25 protein-coding genes are annotated in these 22,041 nt (G+C 69.7%); 9 read left to right on the top strand and 16 right to left on the bottom strand.

All coding sequences use genetic code 11. The features are described from left to right. The first annotated feature begins 140 nt into the window (after positions 1 to 140). Positions 141 to 1,007: a MaoC family dehydratase gene (locus ACWC5O_RS23480; protein ID WP_450585322.1), complete on the top strand. Its 867-nt coding sequence runs from the start codon at positions 141 to 143 to the stop codon at positions 1,005 to 1,007. A 32-nt stretch (positions 1,008 to 1,039) separates the two neighbouring features. Here the strand turns inward: ACWC5O_RS23480 and ACWC5O_RS23475 are convergent, their stop codons facing one another. The 9 genes from ACWC5O_RS23475 to ACWC5O_RS23435 form a co-directional block, all read right to left on the bottom strand. Further along, a complete protein-coding gene (locus ACWC5O_RS23475) occupies positions 1,040 to 1,690 on the bottom strand; it encodes a TetR/AcrR family transcriptional regulator (protein ID WP_450585324.1) in 651 nt (216 codons plus the stop codon). A 10-nt stretch (positions 1,691 to 1,700) separates the two neighbouring features. Further along, positions 1,701 to 2,009 carry a DUF4229 domain-containing protein gene (locus tag ACWC5O_RS23470; protein ID WP_450585326.1) on the bottom strand — a complete coding sequence of 103 codons (309 nt, stop codon included), beginning with the start codon at positions 2,007 to 2,009 and terminating at the stop codon, positions 1,701 to 1,703. 75 nt (positions 2,010 to 2,084) lie between these two features. After that, the gene (locus ACWC5O_RS23465; RefSeq protein ID WP_450585328.1) at positions 2,085 to 2,609 is read right to left on the bottom strand and encodes an N-acetyltransferase family protein; all 525 of its coding nucleotides are present in this window, start codon (positions 2,607 to 2,609) and stop codon (positions 2,085 to 2,087) included. 4 nt (positions 2,610 to 2,613) lie between these two features. After that, positions 2,614 to 3,777: an aminofutalosine synthase MqnE gene (mqnE, locus tag ACWC5O_RS23460; protein WP_389187322.1), complete on the bottom strand. Its 1,164-nt coding sequence runs from the start codon at positions 3,775 to 3,777 to the stop codon at positions 2,614 to 2,616. A 38-nt stretch (positions 3,778 to 3,815) separates the two neighbouring features. After that, positions 3,816 to 4,271, bottom strand: a complete 456-nt coding sequence (locus tag ACWC5O_RS23455; protein WP_097253023.1) for an Lrp/AsnC family transcriptional regulator — start codon at positions 4,269 to 4,271, stop codon at positions 3,816 to 3,818. A gap of 69 nt (positions 4,272 to 4,340) precedes the next feature. After that, positions 4,341 to 5,015 carry a UbiX family flavin prenyltransferase gene (locus tag ACWC5O_RS23450; protein ID WP_450585333.1) on the bottom strand — a complete coding sequence of 225 codons (675 nt, stop codon included), beginning with the start codon at positions 5,013 to 5,015 and terminating at the stop codon, positions 4,341 to 4,343. Positions 5,016 to 5,046: 31 nt separating this feature from the next. Further along, a complete protein-coding gene (locus ACWC5O_RS23445; protein ID WP_450585335.1) occupies positions 5,047 to 5,619 on the bottom strand; it encodes a Uma2 family endonuclease in 573 nt (190 codons plus the stop codon). A gap of 44 nt (positions 5,620 to 5,663) precedes the next feature. Further along, positions 5,664 to 6,566 carry a menaquinone biosynthesis prenyltransferase MqnP gene (mqnP, locus tag ACWC5O_RS23440; RefSeq protein WP_450585337.1) on the bottom strand — a complete coding sequence of 301 codons (903 nt, stop codon included), beginning with the start codon at positions 6,564 to 6,566 and terminating at the stop codon, positions 5,664 to 5,666. Beyond that, positions 6,563 to 8,014, bottom strand: coding sequence for a menaquinone biosynthesis decarboxylase (locus ACWC5O_RS23435; protein ID WP_450585339.1), 1,452 nt, complete (start codon positions 8,012 to 8,014; stop codon positions 6,563 to 6,565). The genes mqnP and ACWC5O_RS23435 overlap by 4 nt, the downstream gene beginning before the upstream one ends. A 76-nt stretch (positions 8,015 to 8,090) precedes the next feature. Between ACWC5O_RS23435 and ACWC5O_RS23430 the strand changes: the two genes are divergently transcribed. Together ACWC5O_RS23430 and ACWC5O_RS23425 are read left to right on the top strand one after the other, a co-directional pair. Continuing rightward, entirely contained in the window at positions 8,091 to 8,408 is a 318-nt protein-coding gene (locus tag ACWC5O_RS23430) for a PLD nuclease N-terminal domain-containing protein (protein ID WP_450585341.1), read from the top strand. Positions 8,409 to 8,411: 3 nt separating this feature from the next. Beyond that, positions 8,412 to 9,293 carry a LysR family transcriptional regulator gene (locus ACWC5O_RS23425; protein WP_450585343.1) on the top strand — a complete coding sequence of 294 codons (882 nt, stop codon included), beginning with the start codon at positions 8,412 to 8,414 and terminating at the stop codon, positions 9,291 to 9,293. Here the strand turns inward: ACWC5O_RS23425 and ACWC5O_RS23420 are convergent. Continuing rightward, positions 9,190 to 10,176 (bottom strand): DMT family transporter, encoded by a 987-nt coding sequence (locus ACWC5O_RS23420; protein ID WP_450585537.1) that lies wholly within the window; start codon positions 10,174 to 10,176, stop codon positions 9,190 to 9,192. The genes ACWC5O_RS23425 and ACWC5O_RS23420 overlap by 104 nt on opposite strands. 461 nt (positions 10,177 to 10,637) lie before the next feature. Here ACWC5O_RS23420 and ACWC5O_RS23415 point away from each other — a divergent pair, with 461 nt between their 5' ends. Together ACWC5O_RS23415 and ACWC5O_RS23410 are read left to right on the top strand one after the other, a co-directional pair. Further along, on the top strand, positions 10,638 to 10,868 hold the full coding sequence (locus ACWC5O_RS23415) for a hypothetical protein (RefSeq protein ID WP_450585345.1): 231 nt from the start codon (positions 10,638 to 10,640) through the stop codon (positions 10,866 to 10,868). Between the two features lie 373 nt (positions 10,869 to 11,241). After that, the gene (locus ACWC5O_RS23410) at positions 11,242 to 12,354 is read left to right on the top strand and encodes a helix-turn-helix transcriptional regulator (protein ID WP_450585347.1); all 1,113 of its coding nucleotides are present in this window, start codon (positions 11,242 to 11,244) and stop codon (positions 12,352 to 12,354) included. 60 nt (positions 12,355 to 12,414) lie between these two features. Here ACWC5O_RS23410 and ACWC5O_RS23405 read toward each other — a convergent pair whose 3' ends face one another. Continuing rightward, positions 12,415 to 12,738: an ArsR/SmtB family transcription factor gene (locus tag ACWC5O_RS23405; protein WP_450585349.1), complete on the bottom strand. Its 324-nt coding sequence runs from the start codon at positions 12,736 to 12,738 to the stop codon at positions 12,415 to 12,417. A 114-nt stretch (positions 12,739 to 12,852) separates the two neighbouring features. Between ACWC5O_RS23405 and ACWC5O_RS23400 the strand changes: the two genes are divergently transcribed. After that, positions 12,853 to 13,827 (top strand): quinone oxidoreductase family protein, encoded by a 975-nt coding sequence (locus ACWC5O_RS23400; RefSeq protein ID WP_450585351.1) that lies wholly within the window; start codon positions 12,853 to 12,855, stop codon positions 13,825 to 13,827. A 10-nt stretch (positions 13,828 to 13,837) separates the two neighbouring features. Here the strand turns inward: ACWC5O_RS23400 and ACWC5O_RS23395 are convergent, their stop codons facing one another. Then, entirely contained in the window at positions 13,838 to 15,706 is a 1,869-nt protein-coding gene (locus ACWC5O_RS23395) for a protein kinase domain-containing protein (protein ID WP_450585353.1), read from the bottom strand. Positions 15,707 to 15,810: 104 nt separating this feature from the next. Between ACWC5O_RS23395 and ACWC5O_RS23390 the strand changes: the two genes are divergently transcribed. Beyond that, on the top strand, positions 15,811 to 16,413 hold the full coding sequence (locus tag ACWC5O_RS23390) for a TetR/AcrR family transcriptional regulator (RefSeq protein WP_450585355.1): 603 nt from the start codon (positions 15,811 to 15,813) through the stop codon (positions 16,411 to 16,413). 96 nt (positions 16,414 to 16,509) lie between these two features. Here ACWC5O_RS23390 and ACWC5O_RS23385 read toward each other — a convergent pair whose 3' ends face one another. From ACWC5O_RS23385 to ACWC5O_RS23370, 4 genes are all read right to left on the bottom strand, one after another. Next, positions 16,510 to 16,956, bottom strand: a complete 447-nt coding sequence (locus ACWC5O_RS23385) for an RICIN domain-containing protein (protein ID WP_450585357.1) — start codon at positions 16,954 to 16,956, stop codon at positions 16,510 to 16,512. Between the two features lie 183 nt (positions 16,957 to 17,139). Continuing rightward, complete coding sequence (locus ACWC5O_RS23380; protein WP_450585359.1) at positions 17,140 to 17,907, bottom strand: CDP-alcohol phosphatidyltransferase family protein; 768 nt, start codon at positions 17,905 to 17,907, stop codon at positions 17,140 to 17,142. A gap of 86 nt (positions 17,908 to 17,993) precedes the next feature. Then, positions 17,994 to 18,959 carry an isopenicillin N synthase family dioxygenase gene (locus ACWC5O_RS23375; protein WP_450585360.1) on the bottom strand — a complete coding sequence of 322 codons (966 nt, stop codon included), beginning with the start codon at positions 18,957 to 18,959 and terminating at the stop codon, positions 17,994 to 17,996. Beyond that, entirely contained in the window at positions 18,952 to 19,401 is a 450-nt protein-coding gene (locus ACWC5O_RS23370) for a nucleoside deaminase (protein WP_450585362.1), read from the bottom strand. The genes ACWC5O_RS23375 and ACWC5O_RS23370 overlap by 8 nt, the downstream gene beginning before the upstream one ends. A 147-nt stretch (positions 19,402 to 19,548) precedes the next feature. On the opposite strand from ACWC5O_RS23370, the gene ACWC5O_RS23365 reads away from it, so the two are divergent. Together ACWC5O_RS23365 and ACWC5O_RS23360 are read left to right on the top strand one after the other, a co-directional pair. Further along, positions 19,549 to 20,445, top strand: coding sequence for an RNA-guided endonuclease InsQ/TnpB family protein (locus ACWC5O_RS23365; RefSeq protein WP_450585364.1), 897 nt, complete (start codon positions 19,549 to 19,551; stop codon positions 20,443 to 20,445). Positions 20,446 to 20,605: 160 nt separating this feature from the next. Further along, positions 20,606 to 22,039: a condensation domain-containing protein gene (locus ACWC5O_RS23360; RefSeq protein WP_450585366.1), complete on the top strand. Its 1,434-nt coding sequence runs from the start codon at positions 20,606 to 20,608 to the stop codon at positions 22,037 to 22,039. The last annotated feature ends 2 nt before the right edge of the window (positions 22,040 to 22,041 follow it).

Below are 22,041 nucleotides of genomic sequence, written 5' to 3'. Positions count from 1 at the left end.
AGGGGGCGTCAACTCCCCTGCCGCATCCACTGCCCGCCCGGGACTCATCTCGACCTCCCCCCTCGCTCATGACATAGACTTACCCCGGGTAACCTTACTCCAGAGTAAGGACTTTGGACCGAGTCGCGCGGGAGTTGGACATGGCCGACCGCCGCCTGAGCTTCACCCTGACCGCCGCACCCGCGCTGGCCCCGCTGCTGGCCCGGGGCGCCCTGCGCTCCCCCTTCAAGCGCCCGTCCCCGGACGCGGACTTCCCGCGCACCCGCCTGGTGCTGCCCGGCCTGCGCGTCGACCTGGCCCGGCTGGCCGCCTACGAGCGGGTGTGCGGCTTCGCGACCGGCTCGACCGACGGCACGGACGCGCTGCCCGTCACCTATCCGCACGTCCTCGGCTTCCCGCTGGCCATGCGCCTGATGAGCGGCCGGGACTTCCCGCTGCCCCTGCTCGGCCTGGTCCACACCTCGATCGAGATCGTCCGCCGCACCGCCCTGCCCGCCACCGGGGAGTACGAACTCGCCGTCCACATCGAGGGGCTGGCCCCGCACCGGCGCGGCACGGAGGCCACGGTGGTCACCGGGCTACGGGCCGGCGGGGATGCCGTGTGGGAGTCGCGGAGCACCTACCTCGCCCGGCACCGGACGCCGGGCCGGCCCGACGGATCCCGGGACGAGCACCCGGCCCCGCTGCCGGTCCTGGCCGAGTGGCGGCTCGCCGGGGACGTCGGCCGCCGCTACGGCGCCGCCTCCGGTGACCGCAACCCCATCCACCTGCACCCCCTCACCGCCCGCCTTCTCGGCTTCCCCCGGGTCATCGCGCACGGCATGTGGACGGTCGCCCGCAGCCTGGCCGCCCACGGCACACCGGCCGAGGCCGTCGTCCGGGCCCGCTTCCACGCACCCGTGCTGCTGCCGGGCACGGTGACCTACGGCGCCGACGCCACCGGCCGCTTTTCCCTGCGGGGCTCGGGCGGGCGGCTCCACCTGTCCGGAGAGGTACGGCCGCTGTGAGACGGGGCGTCGCGGGTCAGGCGCCGACAGCGCTAGACCTCTCCAGCCGGCGGAGTCCAATGGCGGCCCCGCATCAAGTTGCCCAGGCCCGACCAGGCGAAGTTCATCAAGGTGGACGCGGCCTGCCTGGCGGTGACGCCGTCCGTCGCGTTGGCCCATGCGGCCAGGGATTCCGCTGCTCCGACCAGGGCCTCGGCGAGCCCTGCGACCTCGCGCTCGGGGAGGTCGGGGTCCCGGTGCGCTTCACGGGCGGCCTCCGCGATCAGCTGGGTCACGAACGCGACGATCTCCTCGCGCATCGCGCTGACCTCGGCGGCGAAGCTCTCGCCGTGGGTGCGGGCCTGGAGGTGCAGCACGGACCAGCCGTCGGGGTGCTCGGCGGTGTGCGCGAAGAACGCCTGGAGCCCGTCCCACAGCTGGCGGTCGGCGGGCAGCCCCGAGCGGACGCCGGCGCGGACGGCCTGGGTGAGGGCACCGGCCTCGCGGCGGATGCAGGCGGTGAAGAGGTCTTCCTTCGAGTTCAGGTACAGGTAGACCAGCGGCTTGGACACGCCCGCGAGTTCGGCTATCTCGTCCATCGAGGCGGCCATGTAGCCGCGTTGCCCGAAGATCCGCACGGCGGCATCGAGCATCTGCTGCTCCCGAACCGCCCTCGGCATCCGTTTGGTCTTCACGGCACCCATGCGGGCAAGCCTAATTGGGCGCGGCTGCCCCGCCCTGCGCCCGCGCGGAGTCGTCCGCCACGTCCTCCTGGCTGCGGTTGGCATCCAGGTTGGCCTTCATCCGGTCGACCCTGTTCACGATCTGCACGGAGGCCCGGTCCCGCTCCCTGCGCAGCACCACGAAGCTGATCGGCGCCGAGAGCACCAGCGAGAGCAGCAGGACCCACAGGAAGTTGGAGTCGCCGAAGCCGCGCGGGAAGATCCCGGAGTAGACGGCTCCCCAGACGACCACGAAGCAGCCGGCGAAGATGCCGAGGCGCATCAGCGTGTAGCGGAGCATCTCAATCCACTCTTCCGATTCCAAAAAGGGGCACCGTCCAGTGAAGCACGGTGCGGACCCGATCTTGCAGCGGGGTCAGGGCAGCTGCAGCAGCATGAAGATGTCGTCCCGGTCGTCGCCGGGTGCGACCCGGATCGCGCCGGGTATCCGGCCGACCTCCTTGTAGCCGCAGGAGCCGTAGAACCGCTCCAGGCCGAGGCCGCCCCGGCAGGTGAGCCGGATGGCCTCGATGTCGTCGAGGCCGCGGGCGGCGTCGGCGGCGGCCTCGAGGAGGGCACGGCCGTAGCCCTTGCCCTGGTGCAGGGGGTGGACCATCACCGTGTACAGCCACACCCAGTGCCGCATCAGCCGGTGCGTGTTGTACGTGAGGAACGCGGTCGCCACGACCGCTCCCCTCCCGTCCCGGCCGACCAGCAGCCGGGTGCGGCCCTCGGCCATCGCGACGAGGTGCCTGACCAGCTCGGGGCGTATCTCGTCCGCGGTCACCGGCGGCACGAAGCCGACCGAACCGCCCGCGTTCGACACGTCCGCCCAGAGCGTGAGCACTTCGTCCCTGAGGGCGGGCGAGACCGCCGGGTCCAGCTCGAACGACAGCGTCACCGGCTCACACCCGCATCGGCTGCGGCGACTCCCGGCGCAGCGGGTCCGGGCCGTCGTACTCGCGGATGATCTCGTACCGCGTGTTGCGCTCCACCGGACGGAAGCCGGCGTCGCGGATGAGGTCCAGCAGGTCCTCGCGGGTCAGCTTGTTCGGGGTGCCGTAGTTGTCCGCATCGTGCGTGATCTTGTACTCGACCACCGAGCCGTCCATGTCGTCGGCGCCGTGCTGGAGCGCGAGCTGGGCGGTCTGGACGCCGTGCATGACCCAGAAGACCTTGACGTGCGGGACGTTGTCGAAGAGCAGCCGGGAGACCGCGAAGGTCTTCAGGGCCTCGGCGCCGGTCGCCATCTGCGTGCGCGCCTGGAGGCGGTTGCGCACCTTGCCGTCCTTCATGTCCACGAAGTCGTGCTGGTAGCGCAGCGGGATGAAGACCTGGAAGCCGTTCGTCTCGTCCTGCAGCTCGCGCAGGCGCAGGACGTGGTCCACCCGGTGGCGGGGCTCCTCGATGTGGCCGTACAGCATGGTGCACGGGGTCTTCAGACCCTTCTCGTGCGCCAGGCGGTGGATGCGGGACCAGTCCTCCCAGTGGGTCCTGTGGTCCACGATGTGCCGGCGGACCTCCCAGTCGAAGATCTCCGCGCCACCGCCGGTGAGGGACTCCAGGCCGGCGTCGATCAGCTCGTCGAGGATCTCGGAGGCGGAGAGCCCGGAGATGGTCTCGAAGTGGTGGATCTCCGTCGCCGTGAACGCCTTCAGCGAGACGTTCGGCAGGGCGGCCTTCAGCTCCCGCAGCGAGCGCGGGTAGTAGCGCCACGGCAGGTTCGGGTGCAGGCCGTTGACGATGTGCAGCTCGGTGAGGTTCTCCGACTCCATCGCCTTGGCGAGCTTCACCGCCTCCTCGATGCGCATCGTGTACGCGTCCTTCTCGCCCGGCTTGCGCTGGAAGGAGCAGTAGGCACAGGAGGCCGTGCACACGTTGGTCATGTTGAGGTGCCGGTTGACGTTGAAGTGGACGACGTCGCCGTTCTTCCTCGTCCGCACCTCGTGCGCGAGACCGCCCAGCCAGGCCAGGTCGTCCGACTCGTACAGCGCGATGCCGTCCTCGCGGGTCAGCCGCTCACCGGAGCGGACCTTCTCCTCCAGCTCGCGCTTGAGCCCGACGTCCATGCCAACACCTTTCTACGACAGCCCGACCCACGGTACGCCTACACCTCTTCGGGAAGTTCCCCGACCCGGTTCTCCCACTTCGTGGACAGCACGATCGTGGTACGGGTGCGGGACACGCCCTTGGTCCCGCTGAGCCGCCGGATGATCCTCTCCAGCCCGTCCACGTCGGTCGCCCGCACCTTGAGCATGTAGGAGTCGTCGCCGGCGATGAACCAGCAGTCCTCGATCTCGGGGAGTTCCTTCAGCCGCTGGGCCACGTCCTCGTGGTCGGCGGCGTCGGACAGCGAGATGCCGATCAGGGCGGTCACGCCGAGGCCGAGGGAGGCCGCGTTCACGGTGGCGCGGTAACCGGTGATGACACCGGCCGCCTCCAGCCGGTTGATGCGGTCGGTGACGCTGGGTCCCGACAGGCCGACGAGGCGTCCCAGCTCCGCGTAGGAGGCCCGGCCGTTCTCCCTCAGGGCCTGGATGAGCTGCCTGTCCACCGCGTCCATGCGATCGAAGCCTTCCCCTGGAAAAGTTCTGAACGTTCGAAGTGATGAGAGGTACTGCGACTTGCTCGACTACCGGACCGCTGAGCCGCCGCCCAGTTCGCCCTTCCAGCGCCGGTACAGACCGTGACCGACGCCCGCCGCGTCCAGCACGCGCCCGGCGACGAAGTCCACCAGATCCTGGATGTGGGTCGCGCCCGCGTAGAAGGCGGGCGAGGCCGGCACCACGCTCGCCCCGGCGTCGTCGAGTGCGACGAGGTGCCGCAGGGTCTGACCGTTCAAAGGGGTCTCCCGTACGGCCACGACCAGCGGCCGGCGCTCCTTCAGTGTGACGCTCGCCGCGCGCTGGAGCAGATCCTTGGACAGCCCGAGAGCGACACCGGCGACACAGGCCGTCGAGGCCGGGACCACGAGCATGCCCTTCGCCGGGTACGACCCCGAGGACGGCCCGGCCGCGAGATCCCCCGCGCTCCAGTACCGCACCCCGCTGACGTCCACGTCGAAGGTCCCGGGCTTGCCGTCGGCGCCCCGGGCCAGCCATTCCCGCAGGTCATCCTGCCAGTGCGCGTCCCGGAACGAGATCCCCGTCTCGTCCAGCAGCGTCAGCCGCGAGGCCCGGCTGACCACCAGGTCGACCGCCTCCCCGGCGTCCAGCAGGGCCCGCAGCACGGCTGCCGCATACGGCGTCCCGGAAGCTCCGGACACCCCCACGATCCAAGGCGCGCGCTGCGTTTCTCCTGCGTTCACACCTTGAGCGTACCGGCGGGACGGGGAGGGTTCAGGACCGGTCGGCTGTCTTGGGATCCACGGGGAGGCGGGCGGTGTCCACAGTGAGGCTTCCGAGCTTCGTCTCCACCGTCAACTTGCCCCCGTAGGGAAGCGTGTCCCGGCCGAGGTATCCGTCCGGGCCGGGATTCCACAGCGTGACAAGGTGCCCCGTGCGGGGGTCGAAGATCAGGTAGTTCGGGATTCCACGAGCCGCGTACTGCTTGTTCTTGACCTCGTAGTCGTTGCGGACGCTGCTCGGAGAGACGACCTCGATCGCCAGCTCCACCAGGTCGGCCGGGTAGGAGGTGAGATTGCGGTTCTTCTCGGCTTCGGGGATGACCGCGAGATCGGGGCAGAACTCGAAGTCGTCGCTGAAGGGGACCGCCACGTCGCTGATGAAGCCCCACTCCGAGCCCAGCTGAGGTTCGAGCTGCGTCCACAACCTCATGATGGTCTCGTTGTGGAACGGCCTGAGCGGACTCATCACGATGTTGCCCTCGACAATCTCCATCCGGTACCCGCGGAACATGTCCTCGTACCGGGCGAGCTGCGAGTGCAGGCGGTCACTGTCCGAGACGGTCACGTCGGCCTCCCTATCTCTGCACTCGATGGTAGGCCGCACCGTATTCAGACGGTCAGACCTCGAACCAGGAGATCCAGCAAGGCGCACACGAACAGGGCAATGCCGATGAAGCCGTTGACGCTGAAGAACGCCCTGTTCACACGGGACAGGTCATGCGGACGGACGATGCGGTGCTCGTAGCCGAAGGCGGCCGCGACGATCACCAGGCCCAGCCAGAAGAAGGCACCGGCGTGGGTGGTCAGGGCGTACCAGACGAACAGGGCCGTGGTGACGGCGTGGCACGCCCGGGCGCCCCAGACCGCCGCCGGGATGCCGAAGCGGGCCGGGACCGACATGACGCCGATCTCGCGGTCGGTCTCGACGTCCTGGCAGGCGTAGATCAGGTCGAAGCCGCCGATCCAGATGCCGACGGCGAGGCCCAGGATCACCGCGTCCCAGGACCACTCGCCGGTGATCGCGAGCCAGCCGCCGACCGGGCCCATCGCCTGGGCCAGGCCCAGGATGGCCTGCGGGAAGTTCGTGAACCGTTTGCCGTACGGGTAGACCACCATCGGGATGACCGCGATGGGGGCCAGGGCCAGGCAGAGCGGGTTCAGGAGGGCGGCCGCGCCCAGGAAGATCACCAGGGCGACGAGGGCGCCGGTCCAGGCGTGCTTCACCGACATCGCGCCGGTCACGAGTTCGCGGTGGGCCGTCCGGGGGTTCCGGGCGTCGATCTCGCGGTCGATGATCCGGTTGACCGCCATGGCGAAGGTGCGCAGGCCGACCATGCAGACGGTGACGAGGAGGAGCCGTCCCCAGTGGATGTTCTTGTCCCACTGGTACATCGCCGTCAGGGCGGCGATGTAGGCGAAGGGGAGCGCGAAGACCGAGTGCTCGATCATCACCAGGCGCAGGAACGCCTTGGTGCGTCCCGGCTGCGGGAGTGCCGCGGAGGCGCTGCTCACAGGCCGTACTCCTTCCAGCGGCGGTCCACCAGGGCCGCCGTGTCCAGGTCGGACTCCACCATGTCCGGCCATCCGCCGTCGCGCGTGTAGCCCTCCTCGGGCCACTTCTTCGTCGCGTCGATGCCCGCCTTGCCGCCCCAGAACTGCTGGTAGGAGGCGTGGTCGAGGTGGTCGACGGGCCCTTCCACAACGGTCAGGTCGCGGGCGTAGTCCGTGTTGCCGAGGGCCCGCCAGGCGACCTCGTGCAGGTCGTGCACGTCGCAGTCGGAGTCGACGACCACGATCAGCTTGGTGAGGGACATCATGTGGGCCCCCCAGATCGCGTGCATGACCTTCTGCGCGTGCTTCGGGTACTTCTTGTCGATCGAGACGATCGCGCAGTTGTGGAAGCCGCCGGCCTCGGGCAGGTGGTAGTCCACGATGTCCGGGACGATGATCTTCAGCAGGGGGAGGAAGAAGCGTTCCGTGGCGCGGCCGAGGGGGCCGTCCTCCGTGGGGGGCCTGCCCACCACGATCGACTGGAGCAGCGGGCGCTTCCGCATCGTCACGCAGTCGATCTTCAGGGCCGGGAACGGCTCCTGCGGCGTGTAGAAGCCGGTGTGGTCGCCGAAGGGGCCCTCCGGGAGCATCTCGCCGGGCTCCAGCCAGCCCTCCAGGACGACCTCCGCGTTCGCGGGGACCTGGAGCGGGACCGTCCTGCAGTCGACCATCTCGATGCGCTTGCCGGCGATGAACCCCGCGAAGAGGTACTCGTCGATGTCGCCGGGGAGGGGCGCGGTGGAGGCGTAGGTGACGGCCGGGGGGCAGCCGAAGGCGATCGCCACCGGGAGACGCTCGCCGCGCCGCGCCGCCACCTGGTAGTGGTTCCGGCTGTCCTTGTGGATCTGCCAGTGCATGCCGATGGTGCGCTTGTCGTGCCGCTGGAGGCGGTAGAGCCCGAGGTTGCGGATCCCGGTCTCCGGGTCCTTGGTGTGGGTGAGCCCCAGGTTGAAGAAGGAGCCGCCGTCCTTCGGCCAGGTGAACAGGGCCGGGAGCCGGTCGAGGTCCACGTCGTCCCCGTGCAGGACGACTTCCTGTACAGGGGCTTCCTTCACCTTCTTCGGCGGCACGTGCGTCATCGCGCCCAGCTTCCCGAACGCCTCGCGCACGCCCACGAACCCGTGCGGCAGCTCGGGCCGCAGCAGTCCGCCGATCTTCTCGGAGATCTCGCCGTACGACTTCAGGCCCAGCGCTTTCAGCAGCCGCCGGTCGGTCCCGAAGACGTTCATCGCGAGGGGCATCGCCGAGCCCTTCACGTTCTCGAAGAGCAGCGCCGGTCCCCCGGACTTCTGCACCCGGTCGACGATCTCCCCGACCTCCAGATACGGGTCGACCTCGGCCTTGATGCGCTTGAGGTCTCCCTCGCGCTCCAGCGCCCTGAGCAGGGAGCGAAGATCGTCGTAAGCCATGTGTCCCAGTATCTGTCACCCGCTAACCTGGGCCCGTCACCGGGGCCTACTCACATCTCCAGGAGAGCGCACACCGATGCTCAGGTATCTGCCGTTCCTGCTGGTCCTGGCGTTGTGGATCTACGCCTTCGTGGACTGTCTGAACACCCCCGAGGAAGAGGTGCGCCACCTGCCGAAGGTGGTGTGGGTGATCATCATCCTGCTCTTCGGCGAGGTGCTGGTGGGCCCGGTCGCCTGGCTGGTCACCGGCAAGGTGCGGCGCACCCCCGGGACGGGCTCCGCACCTTCCCCCTTTTCAACGGGACACCGCACCACCGCCGCCGGCTGGGTCGCCCCCGACGACAACCCCGAGTTCCTCAAGTCCCTCGACAAGGACGACCCGAAGAGCGACTGACACATGGAACTCCGGCTGCTCGTCACCTTCGAGAAGGTCGCCACGGTCCTGAGCTTCACCCGTGCGGCGGCCGAACTGTCGTACGCGCAGTCCAGTGTGACGAGCCAGATCCGCACGCTGGAGTCCGACCTGGGCGTCGAGTTGTTCGACCGGCTCGGCAGCCGCATCCGGCTCACCGAGGCGGGCGAGCGGCTGCTGCCCTACGCCCGGCGGCTCATCGAGCTGGCCGAGGAGGCCCGGGCGGCCGTCACCGGAGCCGAGGAGCCGTCCGGCACCCTCACCGTCGGCACCATGGAGTCCCTGACCTCCTACCGGCTGCCCCCGCTGCTGGAGTACTTCCACCACCGCCACCCGAAGGTGCGGCTCGCCCTGCGCACCACCATCGGCGACGAGACCCGGCAGGCGCTGCGGCAGGGGACGTACGACGTCGGTTTCCTGATGGAGGAGGAGACCGGGCATCCGGGTCTGGAGAGCGCGGTGCTGGCGGTGGAGCCGCTGGCGCTGGTCGCGGCGCCCGGACACCCGCTGGCCGAGGGGCCGGTCACGACGGCCGACCTGACCCGGCAGCCCCTGCTGGCCACCGAGCCGGGCTGCGCCTACCGGGACCTGTTCGAGCGGGAGCTGACGGCGTTGAAGCCGGTGGAGTTCATGGAGTTCGGCACGATCGAGGCCACCAAGCGCGCGGCGGCGGCCGGCCTCGGGATCGCGCTGCTGCCCGAGGTGACGGTCGCCGCCGAACTCGCGGGGGGCTCCCTGGTACGGCTCGGCTGGGAGCCGCCGTTCACGCTTCGCACGCAGTTGGCGTGGCGGTCCGGGAAGCGGCTTCCCGCTCATGCGCGGCTGTTCGTGGAGCAGGCGCGGCGGCTCGTGGCCGAGCAAGGGTGACCTTCAGGCTCGCCGTCACGATCAGCGGGACGCCCAGCGCCTGGACGAGGCCGATGTGGTGGCCGTACACCGCCCAGTCCATCACCATCGCCACGGCCGGGTAGACGAAGGCGAGTACGGCGATCTTCGCGGTGGGCAGCTGGGCGTAGGCGGCGTACATGAGGACGTACATCACCCCGGTGTGGATGAATCCCAGCCCGAGCAGCCAGCCCCAGTCCCAGCCCGGCATGGGGGTACCCCCTGCTCGAGCGAAGCCGAGAGCTTGGGGGACCATCGCGCCGAAGTCGGCGAACGGGAGCAGCAGCGGGATGCCGACCAGGACCTGGACGAGGGCGATCAGATGCGGGCGCACGCCGGTGATCCGCTTGGTGACCAGGGTGGACAGGCCGTAGAGGAGGGCGGCGAGCAGGGCCTGGCCGATGCCGGTGAGGTAGGCGCCGCCGCCGGTGAAGTCGGCGGGGGTCACGCCGGAGACCAGGATCAGGCCCGCGAAGGCGACGGCGATCCAGCCGACCCGGGCGGCGGTGAGCCGTTCACGGAAGAGGAGGGCCCCGAGGAGGACCACGTAGAAGGGCTGCGTGTGGTAGACCACGGTGGCCACGGAGATGGACGTGTTCTCGTACGACTGGAACAGCAGCACCCAGTTGAAGACGATGAACACCCCGCCCAGGACGGCGAGTCCGAGCGTGCGCGGGGTGAAGCCGTGGTCGCGCAGCCAGCCGCGGGCGACGACGTAGCCGCCGAGGGCGAGGGCGCCGAACAGGACGCGGAAGAAGACGACGTCGAAGGGCGGGGCACCCGACTCGACGACGAAGACACCGAGGGTGCCGGACAGCATCATCGCGGTGGTCAGCTGGGCCGTGCCCTTGTGCTCTGGGGTCATGCCGTCGAAGTTACGGACGAGCGTCATCGCCGGTCCACGAGCCAGTGGGGCGTCCTCCCGATGGGCCCATCGGCTCTGCCGATTGAGCGAGTGATGGTACATCAGGGACGAAAAGCGACGGGCAACAGGCTGGTTATCAAAGGAAGTTGCACAACTTTTTTCTACCTACCCGAGAGTAATAACCGCCTTCACAATGAAGGCATTCACTCGAACGACCCCTTCACATACAAGGTGTGAACTGACGGGTACACAAGAATGTCGACTCGTCTATTCGAACACTCGCGGCGCGCCGGCCACGCGGTCTCACGTGGCCCTCAGCGACGCCCGATTGACCCACACGAGTGATACGGGTTCCGGCCCCGACACCCGGTAGTCTCCTCCCTAGCTCTTCTCTGCACCGGTGCCTGTGGGCGCCGTACGGGTTCAACAGGCCCGGTTACCCAACAGAGAGGAGCAGGTCCGTGGCTAGCTCTGACCAGCCAAGCGACCGGGACGACGCAGTCCCCCCTGATCCGCGGGACCCGGACCCTCCGGTACCGGTGACGGCGGGCCGGGAGAGCGCCGGTCCCCCGCGCGGCTGCCCAGAGCCGGACCTCGGTGACGCGTCGCGCGCACGTCGGGTACGCGTGGTCGGCGAGTGCCTGTACTGGCTCGTCCGGCTGATGCTCGACCTGTACGACAACGGCGGATGAGGTTGGGACCTCATCCGCCGTCAGTTACCGAATAGCCGGTACGTGGGCCCGTGCTCAGGTTCCCGCCGGACACGGGCTCACGGTCACTTTTCGGTAAGTCGTCAGGGGAGCAGCACGCTCCAGGGACACTCCCACTGTAGGGACCCCCGAGAAATCCACCCCCCGCTTGCGCGCTAATCCTGGTGGCTGTGCCGCCGCCCGGAAACCCAAAGTAGCTCTAAACGGTACCACGGTATAGGGACTGAGCTGCAAAAAGTTCCCCGGGCACTCGCCAGGATGAATTGCTTTGCACGAAGGTGGTCCTGAACGGTACCGACCGTGATTAGCAGGGTTAGTTGAAGTACTAACGGACTGACGAGAGGGGTCGGCGACAGTGGCTCGTGGAACGGCGAACTTCGACGGCGACGCCCTGCGCATGGCCCGCCTGACCCGCCCGGTCGACGGCAGGCTGCTCAGCGCCGAGGCCGTGGCCAGACTCCTGGGCACCTCCAAGAGCCGCATCCTGGCCTACGAGAACAACGTCTCCAAGCCGGACCCCAAGCGCATCGCCCAGCTCAGCGACCTGTTCAACATTCCGGCACGCGAACTGCGCACCAAGCGCGCGCTGGCCGACATCCACGGCCTTCGCTGCCAGAGCGGCCTGACCATCGCCGAGGCGGCCGCACTGGTCGGCATCAGCCGCAGCAGTTACACGAACATCGAGCGGCAGGCCCTGCTGCCCGTGCGGGACGACGGAACCGTGCGCATGAACCTGGCCCGCGTCTTCGGCGTCTCCCCCGCGGTCATCGACCGTGCCCTGCTGCGCCACCCGGCGGCCGAGGCGCGCCAGACCGAACTGGCCGAGCAGTTGCGTGTCGTCTTCCAGCGGGCCCACCGGGAGCACACACCCGCCGTCATCGACACCGAAGACGTGCTGCTCCAGCACATCGCGTCGCTCCTGCAGCGACCGGCCCGCGTGGCCTGCCGCCTCGTCAACGCCGAACTCGACGCCTACCGCGAGCTGTTACGGGAACACGCCCGCATGAAGGTCGACGAGGCCTTCGCGCAGACGGCTGCCGCCGCCGCCAAGGCCCGCAGGCGCCGCACCTGGCTGGAGACGCGGATCGAGGACGCCGCGCCGACCGCCGCCAAGGCCCTGAGCAGGTTCCTGTCCGAGGCCGTGAATGTCCGCCAGTGGCGCCTCATGGTCGCCCTCGCCAATGCCGGACTCGACGGCATCGCCTTGTCCAGCACGACCCGTTACGCCTCCGCCGACGACCTCCGAGCCCTCCAGATACGCCAGCAGGCCACAGTCGTCCAACGCGGCGAGCAGACGTACGCCGTGCCCACCCAGAACGGCCTCACCACGGTCCGGAACAACTACGCCCGCTACGGCCACATGTATCCCCGGGTGCCGGTCCCAGGGCTGAGCCACTACTGGGAGCAGCGCCGGCACCCCAAGATCGTCATGCGCCCCGCAGGACGACCCGCCCAGGAACCGTCCTGAGCCACCGGGGACTCGCATCGCCGCGTACGTCCGCCGTACGCCCTCCGTACCTCCGCCGCTTCAGTCGCCCCTGAGCACCAGGTCGAGCAGCCCCGGGAAGCGGGCGTCGAACTCGGCCCTCCTGAGCCGGTTGACACGCTTGGGCCCTTCGTCACGCTGCTCGACCAGCCCCGCCCCACGCAGCACCGCGAAGTGGTGGCTGAGGGCCGCCTTGCCGACCGGCACGTCGAAGCTGCCGCAGCTGCGGGACCACTCGGCGGAGCCGGCCAACTCCCTGAGCAGGGTGAGGCGTACGGGGTCGGCGAGGGCGGCGAGCGCGGTGAGGACAGGCACGTCGTGCGGGTGGGTGTGCTCCGGGGCGGTCCGGTGACTGCTCGCGGCCATGCCGCCTCCCCACTGCCGTGTCCCGCTCGCACGCTTGCCGAGTGTTCGATGAAAATCATACACTCGCGAGTGTTCGCTTTTCGTTGAACACTCTCCCCGAGCCGGAGGTACGGCATGCGCACGGTCGAGTTCCAGGAGTACGGCGGTCCCGAGGTGCTGAGGGCGGTGACGGCCGAGGTGCCCGAGCCCGGACCTGGCCAGGTCAGCATCGACGTGGCCTACACGGGCGTGAACTTCGCCGACCTGAAGGCCCGCGCGGAGGGCTACCGGGTGCCGCGGCTGCCGTACGTCCCCGGCCTCGAGGTCTCCGGCCGGATCCGCGCGCTCGGCGCGGGCGTCACCAGCCTGGCCGTCGGCCAGGAGGTGGCGGCACTGACCGAGGGCGGGGCGTACGCGGAGGTGGTCGTGGCCGACACGACCACCGTCTTCCCGCTCCCCTCGGGCGTGGACCTGCGCACGGGGGCCACGCTCCCGACGGTCCTGCCGACGGCCCACGCCCTGATCCACACGGTCGGCCGGCTCCAGCCCGGCGAGACGGTCCTCGTCCAGGGAGCGGCGGGCGGAGTCGGCACGGTGGCCGGCCGGCTGGCCCGGGCGGCGGGCGCCGGGACGGTGTACGGCGTGGTGTCCTCGGCGGCGAAGGCGGCCTACGCCAAGGAGCACGGCTACGACGAGGTGTTCGTCGGTGCCTTCCAGGACCCGGTGCGGCAGGCCACCGGCGGCCGGGGCGTGGACCTGGTCCTGGACCCCGTCGGCGGCGACACCCTGCGCGCGGGCCTCGCCTCCCTCGCCCCCTTCGGCCGCCTGGTCTCCTTCGGCAACGCCGGCTCCGCCGAGCCGTGGACCGTGGGCCAGCCCGAGCTGTACCCGCTCGGCATCTCGGTCGCCGGCTTCTCCATCCTGACCCTCGCGAGGACGGCCCCGGCCGAGCTGCGCCGCCTGTCCGAACAGGCCTTCGCCAAGGTGGTCGACGGCACGGTGTCCCTGCCGGTCACGGCCGAGTTCCCGCTGGCGGACGCGGCCGAGGCACACCGGCTGATGGGCGCCCGGACGAGCACGGGGAAGCTGCTGCTCCGCGTGAACGCCTAGGCGCCCCGCCTCACGTCCTCGCCCAGCTCTGGGAGGCGGCCCCCGACTTGCAGGTCGCCTCGGCCACCCCGCCGCCGAAGGCGAGGTCGAGGCAGCCGCCGTCGTAGACGGTGCGCAGGGAGTTGCCGGAGCCCGTCTTCCACAGGCGGGCGCTGCTGCTCTGGGAGCAGTCGCCGACGAAGACGGCCTGGCCGTTGCCGTTCGCGCTCAGGCACGCGCCGGTCGACACGTTGATGACCTTGACGCTGCCGCCGGAGGCACTGCGGAAGGTCCACTTGGCGGACGAGTCCGAGCAGTCACCGAGGCCCGTGGAGCCGTAGACCTGGATCAGGCACTTGCCGTTCTCGCCGTTCTTGAGCCGGAAGGAGCCCGTGCCGGGGCTGGTCGTGGAGGTCCCTCCGGAAGAGGAGCCGCCGGACGAGGAGCCGCCCGAAGAACCCCCGGAGGAGCCGCCGGAGCTGCTGGAACCGCCGGACGAGCCACCCGTGCCGGATCCCGAGGTACCGCCGGTGGTGCCGCTGCCACCGCCCGCCGAACCCGAGCCGCCGGAGTCGCCCGAGCCGTCGGAGGCACCCGAGCCCTCCTGGCCGCCGCCCGAACCTCCCTTGCCCGGCTTCTTCTTGCCCGCGGGAGAAGCCGACCCCTTCCCGTCCGGCTTCCCGCTGCCCGACGGGCTCGCGGAGGACTGGCCGGGCGCCGGATCGGCCGACGCGGAGACGGAGGCCTCGGGGGTGCCCGCGGTGTCCTTCCGGCCGGAGTCGGTGGCGTACGGCAGGAGCTGTAAGGCCAGCGTCGCCGTACCGACGACGACCACGGCCGGCACGACGGCCAACAGGATGCGCGTACGACGCCGTTCGCGGGGCCGCTCGGCCGGCCGCTGTTTCTCGCCGGGCCGTACGACCACCTCGGGCTCCGACCCGGCCTCCGGTTCCGGCCCGGACGCCGGTTCCACCTCCGGCACCTCCGGCACCTGCGCCGCGAACGCCGCCCGCGCGGTCAGCCGTTCGGTGAGGGACCCGGGCCACAGCGGGGGCTCCGACGGGCCCCGCCCGGCGGCCAGTTCGACGAGTTCGGCAGCGGTGGGCCGGCCCTCGGGATCCTTGTCCAGACAGGACGCGACGACGGCGGCCAACTCCGCGTCGGCCTCCCGCAGTTCCTCCAGATCGGGCTGCTCGTGCACGATCCGGTACAGCACGCCGTGCCCGGACTCGTCGCCGAAGGGCGGTCGGCCGCTGCCCGCGAACGCGATCACCGATCCCAGCGCGAACACGTCCACCGCACCGGTCAACCGCCGTGCCCCCGAGGCCTGTTCGGGAGACATGTAGGCGGGAGTGCCCACCACCATGCCGGTCCGGGTCAGCTGGCTCTGCTCGGCGGCCCGGGCCACACCGAAGTCGATGAGGGTGACACCCTCCAGGGTCAGCATGACGTTGGACGGCTTGACGTCCCGGTGCACCATGTCCAGTTCGTGCACCGCCGCCAGCCCCGCCGCGGCCTCCCGCAGCAGCAGCCACAGCGCCCCTGGCGGCAGCGGCCCGCCGTGCACCTCCACGGCCTCGCGCAGGGTCAGCCCCGGCACGTACGCGGTGGCGAACCACGGCGGCCGGGCGGCCCGGTCGCCCGCGAGCAGCGGCGCGGTGGCCCCGGCGGGCAGCCGGGAGAGGTTGTCCAGCTCGTGCCCGAAGCGCCGGACGAAGTCCTGGTCCTCGCCCACCACGGAGGGCAGCACCTGTTTGACGGCCGCGTACCGGCCCTCGTGCACACCCAGGTAGACCCGCCCCATGCCGCCGGCCCCGAGCCGGCCGAGCAGCGGGATCGGTCCGATCCGCCGAGGATCGTCGTCCTCCAGCGGCTCGACCCCGTTCTGTTCCCCGTTCACGTCTCTCCCCCTGAGTTCAGCGTGCCCACGAGCCGCGGCCTAGCAGGCACTACCTACCAGGCAGTAAACTGTTCCGAAATAAGTTTCTAGAAAAGTATTCCAGAATGAGGCGCAAACAACAGCGGGGTGAAGCCACCGTAGAGCAGCTGCTGGACGCCGCGCTGCGCGTGTACGCAGAGGCGGGCGACCAGGGCCTGACGGTCGGTGCCGTCACGAAGGCGAGCGGGGTGAGCCTGGGCAGCCTCTACCATCACTTCGGCAGCATCGACGGCCTGATGAACGCGCTGCTGCTGCGCTGGCTGGGGCGGCTGCTGGACGAGCTGGTCAAGGCCCTGGAGGGCACCCGCACCGCCCACACCGGCATCCGGGCGCTGGTCACGGCCTACCTGGGCTTCGTCCAGGAGCACCGGGAGGCCGCCCTGCTCCTGCACTCCTCCTACGCCGACCGCGCGGGCATGGCCGACGGCAAGCGCCTGCGCGACGCCCAGGAGGCCCGCCTGTCCCCCCTCGCCGCCTGGGCCCAGACGTACGTCGACTCCGGCGAACTCGCCCCGTTGCCACCGGCGTTGCTCGAATCGCTGATTCTCGGCCCGGTGATCGGCATCTCCCGCCGCTGGCTCTCCGGCATCGACGACGTCGACCTCGACGAGGCGGCGGTGATTCTGCCCGACAGGATCTGGCGGTCGGTCGGCGCGGAGGCGAAGTGAGCGCCGTCCAGGCGCACATGGAAAGCCGGGCCGGTCCGCACCCGCCTCGAACGGATGCGATACCGGCCCGACCTGCTCGACGGAACCAGCCGCGGATCAGCTCCAGCGCTGGCGCGGGGCGCCCGTGTCGGAAGCGGTGATGACGGCCCCGCTGGACGCCAGCCCGAGGGTGCGCCCGGTGGCCTTGTTCTTCAGCCGCCAGCCCGAGGAGTCCTTGCTCTCGTACCACTTCTGGTAGTTGCCGCCGTTGCACGCACCGATGTAGACGGCACCGTGGCTGTTGCTGTCGAGGCACTTCCCGGTGAGGTGGTGCTTCATGGTGAAGGAGCCGTCGGACTGCTTGCTCTCGTCCCACTTCATGCTCGCCCCGGTGGCAGAGGTCGTACGGACCTTGCCGTTGAAGTAGGCCAGGTACTCGCCGTTGCTCTTGTTCCTCCAGGTGACGGCGTGGCCGGCCGCGAACGCCTGCCCCGTACCCGCAAAGGCCAACGCCGGGGCGAGGAATGCCGCCGCGACGAACTTGCCCACCACACGCTTCTTCATGGAGTTCCCCGTTCACAGGTCGAATGTCGTGTCCGGCGACAACGGCTGCCTCACCTGCGGGCATACGACCGGTGAGCGGCGCGTGCGCCGCGTTCACCCAAGGGTGGCGGCGGCCTCGTCATGCCGGATCGATCATTGCGGTCGGTGTCACGCTACTCCGACGCGATCATCCCGAGCAATGCGTTAGCGCAGCCGCGACGACGCCAGGATCGACAGCAGGTGGGCCGGGACCATCAGCCAGGTGATCGCGGCCAGGCCGATCAGCGCCCACCGCGTCACCTCGACGCCGCCCGCGGCCAGGTCCCCGAGCGCCGCCGCCAGCAGGACCAGGGACGCCTCGATGCCGTTCGTCACCCGGTGGATCTTGAAGGCCGCCGCCAGCCGCCGCACCGTGGCCACGCCCTGCGACCGCGGCCGGGTCGACTCGTCGTCGGCCACCCCGAGCCCGCGCCGGGCCCGGGCCACGTCCACCAGATCGGTCGAGGCCTTCAGCAGGACCACCCCGAGCGCGGTGGCGATGCCGAGCGAGAGCCAGCCGCCGAGGCCGTTCTCCGCCGCCCGGAACCCGATCCCCACCATCAGCGCGGCGTCCGCGAGGTACGCCCCGAGCCGGTCCACGTATATGCCGGTCGCGCTGTTCTGCCCCTTCCAGCGGGCGACCTCGCCGTCCACGCAGTCGAAGAGGAGGAACAGCTGCATGAGGACGACGGCCAGGACCGCACCGGTCAGGCCGGGGATCAGCAGGGCCGCGCCGGAGGCGATGCCGCAGACCACCATGGTCCAGGTCAGCTGGTCCGGGGTGACCGGGGTGCGCACCAGCTGCCGGGTGAACCGCAGCGAGACCCTGCGCATGTACAGCCGCCCCGCCCAGTGCTCCCCGTTGCGGCTCGCCAGCTTGGCGTACGGCTGACAGACGTCCCGCAGCTCCTCCAGAACCGGGGCAGCGACCATGGGCGTTCCCTCCCGCGCGATGTGGTCGGGCAAGGGTACAGAGGCACTGGGCCTCGAATGCCCCGAGGCCCCAGACAGGCCGACGCTCAACCGACTGTGATCGAGTCGAGCTTCTCCCGTAGGTAGACATGCGAGTCGATGGGCGGGTACGCCACCCGTCCCACCGGCACCGGCACCGACTCCACCAGCGTCCCGGGGGTGCACTCGCCGAAGTAGACGAGGGACATCAGCTCCTCGGCAGGCTCGTCGGCAGGCGGCGGCAGCACCCGATGCCGCCCCGACCGCCACCGGTCGCCGGTCCAACGGGCCATCAGATCCCCGACGTTGATGGTGAACGACTGAGGATCGTAGGGAGCGTCTTCCCACCCACCCCCATCGGTGTAAACCTGCAACCCGCCCTTCCCGGCCTGCCGGTCGAGGATGGTGACCGTGCCGAAGTCGGTGTGCGGCCCAATGCGGAACTGCCCAGGCGCAGGCGCCCCGACAACCTCCGTGCCCGGGTACCAGTTGACGTTAAAGCCGAACGTGGGATGGTCCATGTGCCGGCTGAAGAAGTCTGGTGCCAGGCCGAGGGCGTACCCGAGCAGGGCCAGCAGTTCCTTTTCCAGCCACGCCATCTTCTGGAGGTACTCCTCGCACAGCGACTGAAGCTCCGGCACCTCGGCGGGCCACACGTTCGGCGCGTACCACTCGGCGTTGACGACCGGATCGTCGAAAGGCTCCTGCGTGGCGAAGGTCAGCGACTCCTTCAGGTCGGGCGGAGTCTCGGTCCCCTCCGCGTACCCATTGGCCTCGGCCCCCGGCCCCAGCCACCCACGCCCGCCGACCTTCGCCTCATAGGCCCGCTTGACCTCGGCGGGTAGCACGAAGAACCTCCGCGCGGCCTCCCGGATGGCACCGCGCAGCCCGGGATCCACCCCGTGCCCGGTGACCAGCAGGAAACCGGCGCTCTGCAGGGCCTGGTCGACGGTCCGGGCGAGGACCGTGCGGGCCTCGGCATCGCCTTCGGTCCAGGTCCGAAGGCCGATGGTCGGGATACGCGATTCACTCACCAATGTCCTCGTTCCATAGAGCCGGGTTGTCCTTGATGAAGTCGCGCATCAACTCGACGCACGCAGGGTCCTCCAGGATCACGATCTCCACACCCTGCTCGGCGAGCCAGTCGTGCCCGCCGTGAAAAGTGCTGGCCTCGCCGATCACGACCCGTGAGATGCCGAACTGCCGCACCAGACCGCTGCAGTACCAGCAGGGCGAAAGGGTCGTCACCATGGTCGAACCGCGGTAGGTGCGCTGGCGTCCCGCCGCACGAAACGCGGCTGTCTCCGCGTGCATGGAAGGGTCGTCGTCCTGGACTCGGCGGTTGTGGCCACGACCCAGGAGGGTCCCGTCGGGGCCGTAAAGGGCAGCGCCGATCGGGATACCGCCCTCGGCGAGCCCGGCGCGAGCCTCGGCAAAGGCGGTGGCGAGCCAAGCACGGGCCTGTTCCTTGCGCATGCCTCCACTGTCCCGCACCAGCCCGACGGATCGCCAGCGCGCACCCAACAGCTATCAGCGCTGCCCGTTCACTCGAATTGAGTAACAACGCGCAATCGAATACCGGACGTGCGTCCGATCCGTAAGTTGGTCCTCGTGAGGACAGTCGTGCAAATCAAGTTGCTGCCATCAGCAGTACAAGCCAAAGCGCTTCAGGAAACGTTGCGTACGGCCAATGAGGCAGCCAACTGGGTCTCTCGACTGGCCCACCGCCAGCGCGTGACGGAAAGGACAGAACTCCAGCGCCTTGTCTACGCACAAGTGAAAGGCGATTACGGCCTGTCAGCCCAACCTGCGATCCACGTGATCCGTAAGGTCGCAGGAGCATACGCCGCACCCAACGGGCATCCCGCAGGCTGGCTGGGGGTTGATCTCGGAATCGCGAACATCGCTACGACGAGCGATGAGGGCACATCGTTCGCCGGGGAGGAACTCAACAGGTATCGGGCCCGCAATGTGCGTACTCGTGCGGAGCTGCAAGTCACCGGAACGAAGTCAGCCAAACGCAAGCTGAAGCAGCGTGCCGGACGAGAGGCTCGGCATGCCACCCAGGTCAATCACAAGATCGCCAAGAGTATCGTGGCCGAGGCTCAACGCACCGGGCGCGGAATCGCGCTGGAGAATCTTACCGGCATCCGCGAACGGGCACGGCTGAGAAAGCCCCAACGGGCCACATTCCACTCCTGGTCGTTCGCTCAGCTCGGCCGCTTTATCGCCTACAAGGCGAAGCGCGCCGGTGTTCCGGTCATCCACGTCGACCCTGCGTACACAAGCCAGCGTTGCTCGTGGTGCGGCCACATCGACAAGGCGAACAGACCCTCCCAGGAACTCTTCATCTGCCGGTCGTGCGGCATCGTTGCGCACGCCGATCACAACGCGGCCCACAACATCGCGAGTCTCGCCAAAGTCATCTGGGGCGCCGTCAACCGCCCTCATGCGGCGCAATCGTCACCGCCAGTGGCGACTGCAGCTGCAAGCCCACCCCGAAGAGGAGCGGGTCGTTGACCATCAGCTGGTGCCTGATCACTGTCGGTTAATCACTTCCGCGTTCGGCCCGCCATCCGTTCCGTTGAAATGCCCCGGTCGGGCATGTCCCGGCCGCGTCCGACGGCATTCCCTTGCAGGGGGCCCACATCACAGGGCCCCCTTCTGCGATCGGAGACGCGTGCGAATCACTGACATCCAGCGCTGCGAGGTCCGGCCGGGACGGCTCGTCGAGTGGACGCTGAGTCCGGCCACGGTCGCCACGGCGAAGGGGCTGCCGGAGGACTCCCGGCCGCCGGCCTACATCCAGGAGTCGCACATCAGAACGGCCAAGTCCGTACGGGACGGCGGGCTGTTCGTGCCGACCTGGATCGGTACGGCCTTCGACCTGCCGGGCCGGGTCGACCTCGACGTGCTCCAGGAGTCCCTGCGGGCCTGGACACTGCGGCACGAGACGCTGCGCAGCGGCTTCCGCTGGGCGGGCGACCGGCTGCGCCGGTTCACTCTCGACGCCGGTGACGTGTCCCTGCGGCGCGAGACGGTCGGCGACTTCGGCGACGCGGACGCCCTGGCCCGGCATCTCCAGGGCCGCTTCGACGCCGTCGCGGACGCCCTGCGCTGGCCGAACCTCATCTACTCGGCGGTCGTGCGGGACGACTCGACCAGCGTGTACATGGCTTTCGACCACAGCAACGTGGACGCCTACTCCCTGCACGGCATCCCCGCCGAGATCCACGAGCTGTACGCGGCGGGCCTGCGGGGACGCGGACCCGTGGTGCGGACACCGGCCGCGAGTTACGTCGACTTCTGCGAGCTGGAACGGGCGGACGCCGACCGCGTCGACGGCGGCCACGAGATCGTGGCGCGCTGGCGGGAGTTCGTCCGGCGGTGCGGCGGAACGCTGCCGAGCTTCCCCGTCGACCTCGGCCTCGAACCCGGTGGTCCGCTGCCGCCGCAGAAGATGATCTGCGAGCCGCTCGCGGACGCGGACTCGGCCGCCGCGTTCGAGGCGTACTGCCGGCCCCAGGGCGGCAGCCTGGTCGGTCTGCTGGCGGCCACCGGAATGATCGTCCACGAACTCGGCGGGCAGTCCGTGTACCGGACGGTGGTGCCGTTCCACACCCGGGTGAAGTCCCGCTGGAGCGACTCGGTGGGCTGGTTCGTGGGCGGCGCCCCGATCGAGGTGCCCGTGGCCGGCACTCCCGATCTGCCCAGCACGCTGCGGGCCGTGCGGGCCGAACTGCAGGCCAACCGGTCGCTCGCGCGCATGCCGCTCGCCCGGGTGTTGAAGCTGCTCGGCGCGGACTTCCGGCCGACCTCCCCCGACCTGTACTCGATCGTCTCGTTCCTGGACGCCCGCGGCATCCCGGGCGCCGCGGGATGGGCCGAGCAGAAGGCGTACGCGCTGATGCGGGTGTCGTACGGCGACCAGGTGTGCGTGTGGGTCAGCCGGCTGCACGACGGCCTGTGGGTGGCGAGCCGCTACCCGGACACCGACGTGGCGGCCAAGAACGTGCGGCTGTACGTCGAGCGGCTGCGGGATCTGGTCACGGCGACGGTGTCGCACCCCCGTCAAATTCGTAACCCAACGGACATCACTGACCCTGGTCAGTGACA

The sequence above is a fragment of the Streptomyces sp. NPDC001450 genome (genome assembly GCF_053597295.1).
Note: the sequence above shows the minus strand (reverse complement) of the source record. Positions and strands in the feature narration are given on the sequence as shown.